This is a genomic window from Ruegeria sp. YTSC002 (genome assembly GCF_059609845.1).
Genome location: NZ_JBXWML010000002.1, coordinates 349,843 through 365,497 on the forward strand (window position 1 = coordinate 349,843; position 15,655 = coordinate 365,497).

13 protein-coding genes are annotated in these 15,655 nt (G+C 56.9%); 11 read left to right on the forward strand and 2 right to left on the reverse strand.

What is annotated here, in order from left to right; genetic code table 11:
* Window positions 1–48: 48 nt before the first annotated feature.
* Window positions 49–933, reverse strand: coding sequence for a LysR family transcriptional regulator (locus AC2FFD_RS06850; RefSeq protein ID WP_257601194.1), 885 nt, complete (start codon window positions 931–933; stop codon window positions 49–51).
* Between the two features lie 108 nt (window positions 934–1,041).
* Here AC2FFD_RS06850 and AC2FFD_RS06855 point away from each other — a divergent pair, with 108 nt between their 5' ends.
* From AC2FFD_RS06855 to AC2FFD_RS06885, 7 genes are all read left to right on the forward strand, one after another.
* Window positions 1,042–2,307: a 2-methylserine hydroxymethyltransferase gene (locus tag AC2FFD_RS06855; RefSeq protein ID WP_170346838.1), complete on the forward strand. Its 1,266-nt coding sequence runs from the start codon at window positions 1,042–1,044 to the stop codon at window positions 2,305–2,307.
* Between the two features lie 161 nt (window positions 2,308–2,468).
* The gene (locus AC2FFD_RS06860) at window positions 2,469–3,224 is read left to right on the forward strand and encodes a DeoR/GlpR family DNA-binding transcription regulator (protein ID WP_496872620.1); all 756 of its coding nucleotides are present in this window, start codon (window positions 2,469–2,471) and stop codon (window positions 3,222–3,224) included.
* Window positions 3,225–3,347: 123 nt separating this feature from the next.
* On the forward strand, window positions 3,348–3,644 hold the full coding sequence (locus AC2FFD_RS06865) for an FAD-dependent oxidoreductase (protein WP_374041637.1): 297 nt from the start codon (window positions 3,348–3,350) through the stop codon (window positions 3,642–3,644).
* Window positions 3,645–3,681: 37 nt separating this feature from the next.
* Window positions 3,682–4,521, forward strand: a complete 840-nt coding sequence (locus AC2FFD_RS06870) for an EamA family transporter (protein ID WP_496872623.1) — start codon at window positions 3,682–3,684, stop codon at window positions 4,519–4,521.
* 269 nt (window positions 4,522–4,790) lie between these two features.
* Window positions 4,791–5,810, forward strand: coding sequence for a putative 2-aminoethylphosphonate ABC transporter substrate-binding protein (locus AC2FFD_RS06875; RefSeq protein WP_425079145.1), 1,020 nt, complete (start codon window positions 4,791–4,793; stop codon window positions 5,808–5,810).
* Between the two features lie 132 nt (window positions 5,811–5,942).
* Complete coding sequence (locus tag AC2FFD_RS06880) at window positions 5,943–7,058, forward strand: putative 2-aminoethylphosphonate ABC transporter ATP-binding protein (protein WP_480685127.1); 1,116 nt, start codon at window positions 5,943–5,945, stop codon at window positions 7,056–7,058.
* On the forward strand, window positions 7,055–9,076 hold the full coding sequence (locus tag AC2FFD_RS06885; protein WP_480685128.1) for a putative 2-aminoethylphosphonate ABC transporter permease subunit: 2,022 nt from the start codon (window positions 7,055–7,057) through the stop codon (window positions 9,074–9,076). Before AC2FFD_RS06880 ends, AC2FFD_RS06885 begins: the two co-directional genes overlap by 4 nt.
* A gap of 24 nt (window positions 9,077–9,100) precedes the next feature.
* On the opposite strand, the gene AC2FFD_RS06890 is transcribed toward AC2FFD_RS06885, so the two are convergent.
* A complete protein-coding gene (locus AC2FFD_RS06890; protein ID WP_496872627.1) occupies window positions 9,101–9,991 on the reverse strand; it encodes a LysR substrate-binding domain-containing protein in 891 nt (296 codons plus the stop codon).
* Between the two features lie 120 nt (window positions 9,992–10,111).
* On the opposite strand from AC2FFD_RS06890, the gene AC2FFD_RS06895 reads away from it, so the two are divergent.
* The 4 genes from AC2FFD_RS06895 (at window position 10,112) to pbfA (ending at window position 15,488) form a co-directional block, all read left to right on the forward strand.
* Window positions 10,112–11,299 (forward strand): 2-aminoethylphosphonate--pyruvate transaminase, encoded by a 1,188-nt coding sequence (locus AC2FFD_RS06895; protein ID WP_496872629.1) that lies wholly within the window; start codon window positions 10,112–10,114, stop codon window positions 11,297–11,299.
* Between the two features lie 18 nt (window positions 11,300–11,317).
* Complete coding sequence (gene phnA, locus AC2FFD_RS06900) at window positions 11,318–12,562, forward strand: phosphonoacetate hydrolase (RefSeq protein ID WP_496872630.1); 1,245 nt, start codon at window positions 11,318–11,320, stop codon at window positions 12,560–12,562.
* Window positions 12,563–12,580: 18 nt separating this feature from the next.
* Complete coding sequence (phnY, locus tag AC2FFD_RS06905) at window positions 12,581–14,029, forward strand: phosphonoacetaldehyde dehydrogenase (protein WP_496872631.1); 1,449 nt, start codon at window positions 12,581–12,583, stop codon at window positions 14,027–14,029.
* 106 nt (window positions 14,030–14,135) lie between these two features.
* Complete coding sequence (pbfA, locus tag AC2FFD_RS06910) at window positions 14,136–15,488, forward strand: (R)-1-hydroxy-2-aminoethylphosphonate ammonia-lyase (protein WP_496872633.1); 1,353 nt, start codon at window positions 14,136–14,138, stop codon at window positions 15,486–15,488.
* Window positions 15,489–15,655 lie beyond the last annotated feature (167 nt).

Genomic DNA, 15,655 nt, shown 5'->3' on the forward strand with positions numbered 1-15,655 from the left:
AAGGCGGGCCTGATTGGCGGGAACAACCCGTTTTGCGGGCACCGCTCTTCAGTTTGCGTTCAGCAAAAACGATCTGAACTCTTTGAAGGCGGGGGATCTGCTGAATGAGGGTGTGAATTTGGCTACCATTGCGCGGGGCAGCTTCAACGAGGCCGAAAACGGGCGAACCAGGTCGCCATTGTCCAGCAAGTTCTGAACCAGAACTTCGTGCGCCATCAACACGCCGCCGCCATGACGCGCCTCCTCCAGCGCGACGGAATACAACGAGTGCACGGTTCCCGTCTTCGGTACACGTGGGCCATCTGGTTGGCTGTTCAGCCAATTGTCCCAATCATCTGCCCATGCCCCGTCATGGAGAAGCGTTTCCTTCGAAAGATCCGAGACAGAATTCAATCTGTTCGCGACCGAAGGGGCGCAAACCGGGAAAATCACATCTTCGGCAATTTTGATTTCGTTGATGCCGATCGGTTCACCGGAAAAAAACAAAGTCATGTCAAATGGTTCGCGCGCAAGGTTTGGCGGCGTTTCAAGGGCCACGACAGACACGGACAAATCCGGGGCAATTCGCCTAAGCGTTCCAAGCCGCGGGGCCAGCCACAACTGCGCGATCGATGGCAACGCAGCAACTTTGACCTTCCGAGGCAAGGCCTTGCTTCGAAGTTCCTGCACGGCCATTCCCAATTGATCAAACGCCTGGGTGAACCCGGGCAAAAGCTCTTCGGCAAGCGCCGTCATCTCAACCCCTCGGGCATTTCGAACAAAAAGTTGGGTGCCGGCCCAGGCTTCCAGGGTCTTGACGTGCTGAGTTATCGCGCCCGGAGTAACGGATAGCTCGTCTGCCGCCGCAGCAAAACTGCCCAGCCGAGCCGCTGCTTCAAATGCTCGGAGGGCATTGAGATGTGGACCTTTCGGGCGACGAGGAGAAAGTGACATCACTTGAGCCTTAGTTTTTCTGCGGCAAATAAATAGCAATACTGATTTGCTTCGGCCAGTGGAACTCTGGAATTCTGGAGAAAACGTAATCGCATCGGAGGAGCCCGGATGTCGCGGCACTTTGAAAACTCAGTCGGGATGACCGACCCCGTGGTCGCAGAAGCTCTTGCAAACGAGAAAAAGCGTCAGCAGCATCAAATTGAGCTGATCGCGTCCGAAAACATCGTCAGCCGCGCGGTGTTGGATGCCCTCGGACATGAGATGACCAACAAGACGCTTGAGGGATACCCGGGAAACCGGTTCCACGGGGGTGGTCAGTTCGTCGACGTCGTCGAGCAGGCGGCAATCGACCGCGCCAAGGAACTGTTCGGGTGCGACTATGCCAACGTTCAGCCCCATTCCGGCAGCCAGGCGAACCTTGCTGTTTTCTTTCTGCTGCTCAAGCCGGGCGACAGGGTCTTGTCGCTGGATCTGGCCGCCGGCGGTCACCTGAGTCACGGTCTGAAGGCCAACCTGTCGGGGCGCTGGTTCGAACCGCATCATTATGGTGTCGATGCCGAATCCGAGGTCATTGACTGCGATGCGCTGGAAAAACTGGCCGAGGAAATCCAGCCAAAGCTGCTGATTGCGGGTGGGTCTGCCTATCCGCGCGAAATCGAGTTCGAGCGCATGGGACAAATTGCCAGGAAGGTCGGCGCGCATTTTCACGTGGATATGGCTCATATTGCCGGGCTGGTCGCCGCGGGCGTGCATCCTTCGCCTTTTCCGCATGCGGACATTGTGACTTGCACCACGACAAAAACACTGCGTGGTCCTCGTGGCGGGCTGATCCTCACCAACAACAAGGACTGGTTCAAGACGCTGCAATCTGCGGTTTTCCCCGGCGTTCAGGGCTCGATCCATAGCCAGGTTCTGGCGGCCAAGGCGGTTTGCCTCGCCGAAGCGCTTACGGATGAATTCAAGGACTACGGAGCGCAGGTCAAAGCCAACGCCGCCAAACTTGCAGAAACCTTGCAGTCCCGGGGGTTGCGTATCGTGTCCGGAGGTACTGACACGCATCTGGTGCTCGTGGACCTCAGCCCCAAGGGTATCACAGGCAAACGCGCCGAGGTCGTTCTGGAAAAGGCCAATATTACGACCAACAAAAACGCGATCCCCAATGACAGCACGCGACCGCCAGAATGGGTTGGATTGCGCCTGGGCGTGAGCGCGGCAACGACCCGCGGAATGAAAGAGGCCGAGTTCGACCAGTTGGCAAACGTCATTGCGGATTTGATCGAAGCTGAGGCCGGGGATGATACCGGCGCGACCATTCTGCGCTGCAAAGCTTCGGTCGCCGCGTTGTGCAAATCGTTCCCCATCTACCCGGCGTAGTCACTGCGTGCCCGGTGGCAGGGTCCATTGACCGCTCTGGGCCATTGGTGTGAGGACGTCACCGCTGCGCCATGGCAACGCGTGCCTGATCGGGTGTTTGGGCTGTACCCTGTTTGCAAATTTTGGCATATTCGTGCAGTCCGAAACCAAAGGGCCGGCCAATGCTCGCACCCGAACGCCACGCCATCATACTGGAAGAAGTCTCGCGCCAGCCTGCGGTCTCGATCCGCTCGCTGACTGAACGGCTTGGTGTATCCCGGGAAACCGTGCGCAAGGATATTGAACAGTTGGCGCTGGAGAACAAGCTTCATCAGGTGCGGGGCGGCGCGACCAGTATTCGCAGGCGGGAACCTCCGATGGCCGACCGGGCTCAAACCAATCCGCAAGGCAAAGAGCGGATCGGAGCCTATGTGGCAAGCGTGATCCCGGACGGGGCCAGCGTGATAATCGACAGTGGGTCAACGACAGTGGCGGCGGCGCAGGCTCTGGCGGCTGTGCGGCAAAACCTTACCATATATACCAATGATTTGACGATTGCATCCGTGTTGGCGTCGGCGGCCGCCGAAGTCACGCTGCTGGGCGGGCGGCTGGATTTTTCAGTGAATGCCGCATTGGGTTTGGACACGCTCGACCACCTGTCGCGATACAATGCGGAATATGCGTTGATCGGGGTCGGCGGTGTGAGCTCTCGGGCATTGTTTACGGACTTCTCGCTGGAAGGCGCCAACCTGCGTCATATGATGATGCAGCGGGCGCAGCGGCCGCTGATCCTGGCTGATGGCAGCAAGTTCGACGTGGTTGGTCCGATCGTGATGAAACCGCTGCCGGTGAAAGCGACATTGGTGGTGGATGAGGAGTTGCCAGACAGCATAGCTGGCGCGCTGCAAAGCCAACCCGTGGATATTGTGAAGGCATAACGCAAAAACAGGAAAGCAATTGCCAATATTTGCAAAGTGCAAATAGGGTGAAGGGAAATCCGAATCCCTGAGTACGGAGCGAGCCGATGGCTGATACCAGACTTCCACGCTGCGCGACATGTCATTGTCGGAGGCGGCATCATTGGCTGCGCGGTTGCGTATCATCAGACCGGAAAGGGGCATCGCGACGTGCTGCTTTTTGAGCATGGGCAACTGAGCCGTGGCATCACATGGTGTGCGGCTGGTCTGGTTGGCCAGTTGTGCAGCCAGCCCGCGATGACCAACCTGATCCGCCGCTCGCCGGGGTTGCATTGCCCAGCGGGTTTGAGCCCCCTAAACCGTTGCCGCCGCAATACAGGTCAAGCTTTGGTCGAGCCGCTGCATGCGCGCGCAAAAAGCGCTCTGAAAGCCGAATTGTGACGCAAGACAAGTTTTCAGCTCAATTCGTCGGGCCACAATGACAATACAGGCAGTTCTCATCGTATTGACCGCAGCCGTGTTGCACGCGCTCTGGAATGCGGTTGTCAAAGGCGCGCCCGACAAAGCGGTTGTTTTGGGGTTGGTGGCGCTTGGCCATGCCGTGCCTGCGCTGATTGCGTTGCCTTTTATCGGCTTGCCGGTTTGGGCGGCGTTCCCCTTCATCATCGGCTCGACCCTGATCCACTGGGGGTACTATTGGTTTCTCAACACCGCGTACAAGCATGGGGATCTGTCGGTGGTGTACCCGATCTCACGCGGGATGACGCCAATCCTGGTCACGGTGGGTGCCATTCTTTTCGCGGGTGAGTTTCTGCCGCCGATCGCGTGGGTCGGCATTGTCTGCATCTCGGCTGGGATTGGGTGCCTGTCCCTGGCCGGGCTGGGCCGAAACACAAGCTGGGTTGCCGTGGCGGCGGCGTTTGGCACGGGCCTGATGATAGCGTCCTATTCGATTGTGGATGGTATTGGTATCCGGCTGTCCGGGAACGTACTGGGATACATTGCGGCATTGTTCGTTGCCGAAATACTTGTTGCCGGGTTTATCTTCGCGACCAGATGGCAGCGTTTCGTCGCACTGCCCAGGCGTTATGTCTGGGCGGGCCTGACAGGCGGCGTCATCTCTGGCCTGGCGTATGGGCTGGTGCTGTATGCCAAGACCATTGCGCCCTTGGGCGTGGTATCCGCGCTTAGGGAAAGTTCGGTTATCTTTGCGTCGCTTATTGGTGTGATGTGGTTCGGCGAGGGGCCAAAGTCCAACAGGCTTCTTGCAGCGATCATTGTCGCGATCGGGATAGGACTGCTTGCGATGACACGTTGAGCGTTTTGCGCCACCGCAGGAAAGTCTGAAGAATTCAGCGCCTTTTACATGCCCTGATGTTCTGTTGATCGTTCTGATCCAGTTCCGCAATGATCTACCGGGACGGGCGGTTTCCATCTATAAGTAATGCTTATGACATCGAAGATATAATCGATTTTTATTGGCGTTTTTATCTGTCAAACTGCTGTCAAACAATCGGTGCACAATAATCGAGTTCGAACGCCGCGCAAGAATGGCGAAAACAACATAATTACCAACAGAGGATCACAATGAAACACAAAGCATCATTTCTCGCAGCTCTGACTATAGGTGCGCTAACGGCAACGGTTGCGGCATCGGAAACGGAATTGACAGTTTATACCGCAGTCGAGGCGGAAGACTTGGCGCGGTACGCCGAAACGTTCAATCAAAGCCACCCTGATATCAAGATCAATTGGGTTCGCGACTCGACCGGGATCATTACGGCGAAATTGTTGGCAGAGCGTGATAATCCTCAGGCAGACGTTGTTTGGGGCCTGGCCGCCACGTCGCTGCTGCTGCTGAAGTCAGAAGGTATGTTGGAACCTTATGCGCCGGCCGGTGTGGAAAAGCTGGACAAAAAATTTGTTGATGGCGACAACCCCCCTGCCTGGGTCGGCATGGACGCCTGGGTTGCTGCCGTCTGCTACAATACAGTCGAGGCAGAGAAAGCCGGGCTGACCCCGCCGACATCCTGGAAGGATCTCACCGACCCGATGTACAAAGATCAGGTGATCATGCCCAATCCGAATTCATCGGGCACCGGGTTCCTTGACGTGTCAAGCTGGTTGCAGATGTTCGGTGAAGAAGGTGGTTGGGAATACATGGATGCGCTGCACGAGAACATCGCGCGGTACACCCATTCAGGTTCAAAACCCTGCAAACTGGCCGCGGCAGGCGAAATCCCGATTGGCATCTCTTTCGCGTTCCGCGGAGCAAAATCCAAAGCCGACGGCGCGCCGCTTGAGATCATCGTGCCTTCTGAGGGCGTGGGCTGGGACATGGAAGCCACCGCAATTGTCGCCGGTACCGCAAATCTGGAGGCTGCGCAGAAGCTGGTGGACTTCACCGTCACCAAAGAGGCCAACGAGATGTACAACACCGGCTATGCCGTCGTGGCCTATCCGGGCGTTGCGAAACCGGTTGAGCACTTCCCAGACGGTCTTCTGGATGCAATGATCGAAAATGATTTTGAGTTTGCCGCCAACAATCGCGCGGCAATCCTGAAGGAATGGCAGTCTCGCTATGACGGAAAGTCGGAAGCGAAGTAACCCCTTTGGCAGGAGAGGCTTTCGTGCCTCTCCTGCGCACCAGTCTCTTGTTCCCCGACAAACAACTTACTCACCCGGATTCAACCGGCCAGGATCGGCCGTGCCCGAGGTGCAGATGTGAGGACCTCTCCCGTGCTTCAGAAAACACCACCCGGTGAACTGTATCTCAGCATCCAGAATTTGTGGAAAGCGTTCGGAAGCTTTCTGGCGCTCAAGGACATCTCTTTGGAAATCAATGAAGGGGAATTTGTCTGTTTTCTCGGCCCATCCGGGTGCGGCAAGACCACTCTTTTGCGGGCGATTGCCGGATTGGATTTGCAGACAAAGGGTACGGTCATGCAGGATGGCAAAGACGTATCCAATCTGCCCCCGTCCGAGCGGGATTTCGGGATCGTGTTTCAGTCCTACGCTCTGTTCCCGAACCTGACGATTGAAAAGAACATCGCCTTTGGCCTTGAAAACACCGGCCGCAGCAAATCGGATATCGCTGTTCGGGTAAACGAACTCTTGAACCTGGTTGGTCTGCCGGATCAGGGCAAGAAATATCCGGCGCAATTGTCAGGTGGTCAGCAGCAACGGATTGCACTGGCGCGTGCCATAGCAACCAACCCCGGACTTTTGCTGCTGGACGAACCCCTGTCGGCGCTGGACGCCAAAGTGCGCGTTCATCTGCGGCATGAGATCAAGGAGTTGCAGCGCAAGCTGGGTGTGACCACCGTGATGGTGACCCACGATCAGGAAGAAGCGCTGGCCATGGCAGACCGGATCGTGGTCATGAATCACGGGGTAATCGAACAGGTGGGGCCTCCTACCGAAATCTACCGGGAACCGGCCAACCTGTTCGTTGCCGATTTTATCGGTGAAATGAACCAGATCCGGTCGCAGGTTACCAAAGGCGGACGATTGAGCGTCGGGGAAAAGACCTTTGCCTGCCTCAGTCACAAGTTCAACGATGGAACCCCGATCATCGCGGCCATTCGACCCGAAGACATCATCCCTCATGAAGCTGGTTACCTCGACACGGGCGGCAATCGGAACTGCATAGAGGTGACGCTTGATGAGATGGAGTTCCTGGGTTCGTTCTGGCGCTGCCGATTGCACAACGAGAGGTTCGGATCATCGGAACTGATCGCGGATTTCTCGATCAACGCCGTGCGTCGCCTGGAACTGGAAGAAGGGCGCTGCATGGTGATTGAGCTCCCCGAGAACCGCCTTATGGCGTTTGACGTGCCGGAGGCCAAGGCATGAGCTCGGTTTCTACCAATCAGGACAGCCTGCCTGTCGGGCCGGACATCAAGCCCAAGCTCAGCCGTGATGATATCCTGATGCGCGGCAGCATGATGGTAATCGCGCTGTATCTGGTCGTGACACTGGCGTTGCCGCTTTACACGATGCTGTCCAAGTCGTTTTCGACCTATCGGATAGAGCTGTCCCAGTACGAGTTTCAGGTAAGTGACGACGCAGGCGTCTTTGATGGAACGATCCTGTCGGCTGACGAGTTGAACAGGCAATTGGGGGTCTTTTCCGACTCTGATCTGGTGACGGGTTCCGACGGGCGTTTGCCTGTGACCGGACTCTTCCCCGATTTCAGCTTTCGCAGCCCGGTCATGTACAAGATCCGCAACACGACGGATACCGGGCGCTTTCTTGTCGGGTCGACTTTGAATGAAGGCACCGATTGGGTCGAGCTTGATTCCAACACGTTTCGCCGGGTGCAATTGCGGCCGGTCCAGTCACGAGGGCTGGACAATTTCATCAACTACTTCTCGACACCGGCACTGTTCAATTCGATCAAGAACTCGCTTTGGATCTCGGTTGTCAGCACCATTGTGACGGTGACACTGGCGTTTTGGTTCGCCTATGCGCTGAACCGAAGCTGCATGCGGTTCAAGGGCGTTTTTCGCCTCATTGCGATGGCACCGATCCTGGTTCCGTCGCTCTTGCCGGGCATCGCGTTGGTCTACCTGTTCGGCAACCAGGGGATGATCAAGGAGTTGCTGTTTGGTGCCAGTATATACGGCCCCATCGGCATCGTGATCGGATCGGTTTTCTTTACCTTTCCGCACGCATTCCTGATCATATCGACCGCCCTCGCGATATCTGACGCGCGCCTGTATGAAGCCGCTGCCAGCCTGCGGTCGACGCCATGGCGGACCTTCTGGACCGTGACCATCCCCGGCGCGCGCTATGGCCTGATCTCGGCGGCCTTTGTCGTGTTCAACCTGGTGATCACTGATTTCGGACTGCCAAAGGTCATTGGCGGTCAATTCAACGTGCTTGCCGTGGATATCTACAAACAGGTGATCGGCCAGCAGAACTTTGAAATGGGCGCCGTGGTATCCGTGGTTCTGGTCATCCCGGCCATTCTGGCTTTTGCCATCGACCGGATGGTTCAGTCCAAGCAGGTGGCGCTGCTTTCGGCCCGTTCCGTGCCATATCAGGCGACGCCAAACCCGAAAGCTGACCGCATATTCCTGATCTATTGCAGCCTGATCGGCCTGTTCATCGTTGGTCTTCTGGCTGTGTGTCAGTTTGCGGCGCTGATCAAGTTCTGGCCTTACGACCTGAGCCTGAGCCTCAAGAACTATCAGTTCAACAGAATGGACGGCGGCGGCTGGGGGTCGTATTTCAACTCGATCAGACTGGCGTTGCTGACGGCAGTCATCGGCACGACGGTTGTGTTCTTCGGGGCCTATCTGGTGGAAAAATCAAACGGGTTCAGAACCGGCCGGTCGATTTTCCAGATGTTCGCGATGCTGCCCATGGCGATCCCGGGCATGGTATTGGGGCTGTCCTACATCTTCTTCTTCAACAACCCGTCCAATCCGCTGAACGGGATTTACGGCACGATGGCGATTTTGGTGATTTGCACTGTGACGCATTTCTACACCGTATCGCACCTGACGGCCGTCACCGCGCTCAAGCAAATGGACAGGGAATTTGAGTCGGTGTCTGCCTCGCTCAAACAACCGACGATGAAGCTGTTTGCACGGGTAACGGTTCCGGTTTGTCTGCCGGCGGTGTTGGACATCTCGATCTATCTGTTCGTCAACGCGATGACGACCGTGTCGGCAGTGGTGTTTCTTTATTCTCCCAAAACGACGCTGGCCTCTATCGCGGTGCTGAACATGGATGATGCCGGGGATATAGCACCGGCGGCAGCAATGGGTATGATGATCTTTTACACCAACGCTGCTGCCCGGATCGTTCACCTGATTGCTTCAAAAGGCATTCTGAAGCGCACTCAGGCTTGGCGAAGCCGGTAGTCAAAGGAACCCTGCCCCCGCCGGTCAGGTATCGGCGGGGGGGCTTTTTTCTTCCAGCGCGCGCTGGGCGAAGTCCATGAAGGCTCGGATGATCTTTACGTTGCGCCGTTGCGAAAGCGAAATCATGCTTTCACCCATTTGCAACGTCACGCCTTTCAGCTTGATTTGCCGCAACCGATCATCGTGCCCATACTCTGCTTCAGAGACAAATCCGATGCCTGCGCCCGAGGCCACAAGCTCGCGAACGGCCTCGCGCCCTTCCGCAACGATTGCAGGATTCAACGTGATACCGCGCCTTTCGGCTTCTTCTTCCAGTTTCTGACGTGTTTTTGACCCGTGCTCTCTGAAAACCAGCGGTTGATCGGCCAGTTCTTCCAAAGAAAGCGAAGGTTTGGATGCCAAAAGCATGCCTTGCGCAGCGAAGGCCACGATTTCAGTGGACCCCAGATTCAACACATCCATATCCTTGCCAGGGGACAGGCTGCCGACAACGCCGATCTCTGCATTGTACGACCGAAGTTCTTCCAGAATTTCTTCGGTGTTTCCGGATCGAACGGTGATCGTGATTTTTGGGTATTTCTTTTGAAACGACCCCAGGAAAGACGTCATGTGATGCGCTGAATCGGCGATGATCCGCAATTCTCCGTCGATCACAGCCTTGGTTTCCGAGAGGTAGTCCTCGATCTGATCTTCGATCTCGAAATACTGTTTTGTGAACCGGTAAAGCTGTTCCCCTTCAGGGGTGAGGTTCACGCGTTTTCGTTCGCGCTGAAACAACAGCAGGTCGTGTTCCTGTTCCAGCTTTCGAACCTGTTCGGAAATCGCCGGCTGCGTCAGAAAAAGTGCCTCGGCCGCGCGGGAAAACCCGCCATGTTTGGCCACGTAATGAAAGGCTTTGAGCTGGCTGTGCCGCATCACCGGTCCCCAATGATTTGTGCATAGGCTGCACTTATAATTAGATTGATATTTGCAATTTCACATATAGCAACCGTTGCTGCAATGGTGTTTGTGAAAACGCTGTTCTGGAGCCCGGTAATGACGCCTTCCCATCCAAAAATCGAGCAACCGCGCCTCGGCGAACCATACCTTTTGACACCCGGCCCTTTGACAACGTCCTACGCCGTGAAAGAGGCCATGCTGAAGGACTGGGGAAGCTGGGACGACGACTTTCGCGCCATGACAAGAGAGCTGCGGTCAAGCCTGCTGGACCTGCTTGGTGACGGCGCCGACGCGTTCGATTGCGTGCCAATGCAAGGCAGCGGATCGTTCTCGGTCGAAGCAATGCTGGCATCCTTCATCCCACCGGAAGGAAAGGCGCTGGTACTGGCCAACGGCGCCTATGGGCAGCGTTCTGCGCAGACGCTACAGTATCTGGGGCGGGACCATATCGTGCTGGACAAGGGCGATTACCTGCCGCCACGGGGCGACGAGGTTGCGCGCATTCTCGCGGATGACCCGGCCATCACGCATGTTGTTGCCATTCACTGCGAAACCAGCTCGGGTATCTTGAACCCTGTCGAGGAAATATCCCAAGCCACATATGCAGCCGGACGCAAGCTGTTGATCGACTCGATGTCTGCCTTTGGCGCGATCGAACTCAGGCCCTCGGATATTCGATATGAAGCCATGGTGTCTTCGGCCAACAAGTGCATCGAGGGCGTTCCCGGCTTTGGCTTCATTGTGGCGCGCAAGAGCGAGCTGGAAGCCGCAAAGGGCAACAGTCATTCCCTGTCTCTGGATGTGCACGCGCAGTGGGCGCACATGAACAAGACCGGTCAGTGGCGCTTTACCCCGCCGACGCACGTGGTCGCGGCCTTCATCGAAGCGCTTCGGGCGCATGCCGCTGAAGGCGGTGTTGCCGGCCGCGGCGCACGGTACACCCGCAACCGGGACGTCATGGTTTCGGGCATGCGCGAACTGGGTTTCGAAACGCTGCTGGGCAATCGTTGGCTCAGCCCGATCATCGTCACGTTCTTCTGCCCCGCCGATGAGAGGTTCGTATTCGATCAGTTCTACAATCTGATGAAGGACAAAGGGTTCATCATCTACCCGGGCAAGCTGACCGTCGTCGACAGTTTCCGCGTCGGATGTATCGGTCAGATGGATGAAGACGTCATGCGTAAGGTTGTGAACGCAGCAAAGGAGTCCCTGGAAGAAATGGGCGTGACAAGCGCCGCTCCTCCTCTTCGGGCACTGGAAGAACGCGCCAAGCTGGCCGCTTAAACATCAAGGAAAATACAGATGACCATTCAAACCCCTGTCGAAGCAAATGAGCGCGTCTATCCGACGCCGAAGGTGCCCGCCATAGCCATCTGCCTTGATGGATGCGAGCCGGAATACCTCGATGTCGCGATTGCGAAAGGGCTGATGCCCAACCTCAAGCGGATCCGGGAAGAGGGCACGGACCGGCTGGCACATTCCGTTATCCCCTCGTTCACCAACCCCAACAATCTTTCGATTGCCACCGGGCGTCCGCCAATCGTGCATGGAATCTGCGGCAACTACCTCATCGACCCGGACAGTGGCGAAGAGGTGATGATGAATGACGTCCGCTTCCTGCGTGCGCCGACCATTTTTTCCCAGTTCTACGACGCGGGTTTCCGTGTGGCGATGGTGACCGCCAAGGACAAGCTGCGCGCGCTGCTGGGTGCCGGGCTGAAATTTGACGAAGGCAGGGCGGTTGCCTTTTCTTCCGAACGGTCGGGCGAAACGACGCTGGCGGAACATGGCATCGACAACGCCAGCAAATGGCTGGGCATGGACGTCCCCGAGGTCTACTCGGCTGAGCTTTCCGAATTTGTCTTTGCCGCTGGCGTCAAGCTGCTGAAAGAGTTCAAGCCCGACGTGATGTATTTGTCGACCACCGACTATATTCAGCACAAGTTTGCACCCGATCAAAAAGGCGCGCTGGATTTCTATGCCATGTTTGACCGGTATCTGGGCGAACTGGATGAACTGGGTGCGGCCATCGTGGTGACCGCGGATCACGGCATGAAGCCCAAGCATCTGGCGGATGGATCCCCCTCGGTGGTGTACGTGCAGGACCTGATGGACGAATGGCTGGGCAAGGATGCGGCGCGGGTCATTCTTCCGATTACCGACCCATACGTCGTGCATCATGGCGCGTTGGGATCTTTTGCAACCGCCTATTTGCCTGACGGAGCAGACCGGAACGACATCATCGGCAAGCTCAAGGCGACCAACGGCATTACGCATGTGCTGACCAAGGCCGAAGCGATCGAGCAATTCGAATTGCCAGGCGACCGCATTGGCGACATCGTGATGGTTTCCGGCGAAAACATCTGCATCGGCACGTCCGCGCATCGCCATGATCTGGCAGCGCTCAAAGAACCGTTGCGCAGCCATGGCGGTTTGACCGAGCAGGAAGTTCCCTTCATCGTGAACCGTGTCATCGACCTGCCAAACCAACCGGTGCTGCGCAATTTCGATGCCTTCTTCTACGCAACAACAGCAGCGGCACAGTAAGCTATGAAAGATCAGACCATGTCGAAAATCGAAGTACGCAACGAGGGAATGCGGATCGGTGGTGAGATTGTCTTTACCGACGAAACCGTTCCCGTTCTCTACCCGTACACAAACGAGGTTGTGGGCCACGTACCAGCCGGTACAGCCGAACATGCGCGCCGGGCGTTCGAGATTGCGGCGAATTACAAACCCAAGCTGACCCGATACGAGCGCAGCCAGATCCTGCAACGGGCAGGCGAGTTGATCGGCGAAAAGCGCGACTATCTTGCGAAATGGCTGACGCTGGAGTTGGGGATCTGTCACCAGCATGCGATCTACGAAACCAAGCGCGCGCAAGACGTGTATCAATTCGCGGCGGCCGAGGCACTGAAGGATGATGGTGAGATCTTTTCCTGCGACCTGACCCATAACGGCAAGGCCCGCAAGATTTTCACCACCCGAGAGCCGGTGAAAGCTATCAGTGCGATCACGCCGTTCAATCACCCGCTGAACATGGTCAGCCACAAGATCGCGCCGTCGATTGCCACCAACAATTGCATGGTTTGCAAGCCGACTGAACTGACGCCGTTGACCGCATTGACACTGGCTGACATTCTTTATGAGGCAGGCTTGCCGCCCGAGATGTTCCAGGTCGTGACCGGTTGGCCCGGTGACATTGGCGACGAGATGATCACCAATGAACACATCGATATCATTACCTTTACCGGTGGTGTGCCCGTGGGCAAGATGATTGCCGAAAAAGGCGTCTACAAGCGTCAGGCGCTGGAACTTGGCGGCAACGACCCTCTGATCGTTCTGAATGACCTCAATGAGGCCGATCTGGACAAGGCGGCAGCCATTGCGGTGGCGGGGGCTACCGGAAACTCCGGTCAGCGTTGCACGGCGGTCAAGCGCATACTCGTGCAGGAAAGTGTGGCCGACAAGTTTGTGCCGCTGGTTCTTGAGAAGGCGAAGAAGATCATGTTCGGCGATCCCCAGGACCCGGAAACCGAACTGGGATGCGTGATCCATGACAAGGCCGCCGAGATTTTTGAAAACCGCGTTCTTCAGGCTGAAAAAGAGGGTGCTGAAATTCTGTACCACCCCGGTCGTCAGGGGGCGCTGCTGCCGCCTATCGTGGTCGACAAGGTGCCCCATGATAGCGAACTGGTGATGGAGGAAACCTTTGGCCCCATCGTGCCGATCGTTCGCGTACCGGACAACGACGAAGAGGTGATGACAATTTCAAACGGTACCGAGTTCGGCCTGTCTTCGGGTGTCTGCACAAACGATCTGAACCGGGCGATTGCTTTCATCAACGGGTTGAACGTCGGCACCTGCAACATCTGGGAACAGCCGGGCTACCGCATTGAAATGTCGCCCTTTGGCGGCATCAAGGACAGTGGAAACGGGGTGAAGGAAGGCGTCATCGAAGCGATGAAGTTTTTCACCAACGTCAAAACCTATTCGCTGCCGTGGCCTAACTGAGTCTGGTGCCCTTACCCCTTTTGCGGAAAGGGCAACACAGTTCCTCCCTGGTACTGGCGGGCCTTGCGGGGTCCGCATCTTTTGATGACGGCAATGAGGAGCGGACATGCCACAGATTGTCCATACTGAAGGGGAATCAAACACGTCCGAGGCGCGCAAGGCGTGGCTGCGAAAGTCCATGGGACCGAAGTCAACGCCATTGCTCAAACGCGATGCGAACGTGTTCCTGCATCAATCTTTGTCCTCACCCTGCGTCAGCACCATTGCAAAGGCCGAGGGGATCTGGATCGAGGACATCGAGGGTCGCCGGTACATGGATTTCCATGGCAATTCGGTGCACCATATCGGGTATGGCCATCCCCGTTTGGTTGCCGCCATTAAGGCACAGCTTGACGATCTGCCCTTTGCGCCCCGCCGCTTTACCAATGAACCGGCGGTGGAACTGGCCGAGAAACTGGCACAGATCGTGCCCGGCGATCTGGGGAAAATGCTCTTTACCACCGGCGGATCCGACGCCAACGAGGTCGCCCTCAAGATTGCGCGCGCCGCTACCGGCCGGTTCAAAACGATCAGCTTTTGGGATGCTTTCCATGGCGCGGGGTTCGGTGCTGCAAGCGTCGGCGGAGAGGCGACCTTTCGCAGTCATATCGCGGGGCCCCTTTTGTCCGGCACCGAACATGTCGCCCCCTTTGCCTGCTATCGATGCCCGTACAATCATGCGGGCCCCGAAACCTGCGGACTGGCCTGTGCAAAAATGGTCGAATATGTTCTGGAGCGTGAAGGAGACGTGGCGGCAGTCATAGCGGAACCGATGCGCGCCGTGCCCTATGTCCCGCCGCCGGGGTTCTGGAAGACGGTGCGCGAGGCATGCAACCGTCACGGGGCACTGTTGATCATGGATGAAATTCCGACGGGCCTTGGCAAGACTGGCAGGATGTTCGCCTTTGAGCATGACGAGATCATCCCGGACATCGTGACACTTGGGAAAGCGCTTGGCGGCGGCATCCTGCCCATCGCGGCCTGTGTCGCCCGCAAACAGCTGGATGTCTGCGGAGATTTTGCCATCGGGCATTACACGCACGAAAAGAACCCGGTCACCGCGCGGGCCGCTTTGACGACGATCCAGATCATCGAAGACGAAGGCCTGGTTCGCCGGTCAGCGGAACTGGGTGAACATGCCATTGGTCGCTTGATGGATGAGCTTCAAAACGTTTCGATTGTCGGAGACATCCGGGGGAGGGGCCTTATGTTCGGGATTGAAATCGTGGATGATCGCGCCGACAAAACGCCGGGCAACGCGAGCGCCGAACGGATCTACTATGCCTGCCTCGAGGCCGGTCTGAGCTATAAGATCAGCCAGGGGTGCGTTCTGACATTGTCACCGCCGCTGACCATCTCGCGTTTGGAGTTGGACCGCGCAATCGACATCGTAATTGCCGCAATCAAGGCCGAGAGTTGACGCCCCTTACCGATCTCGTGTCACAATGGGATCAGGGGCCGCGCCTTTCCGTGGCCCTTTGGCCAGGTTCATGGGTGACGGATGTTCCGTCAAAGCGCGGACAAGTGGTTGCGGTTAAGCACACAGGAGTTTACGCCTTGTAGGCCAAAATGGGATATATCCCTTCC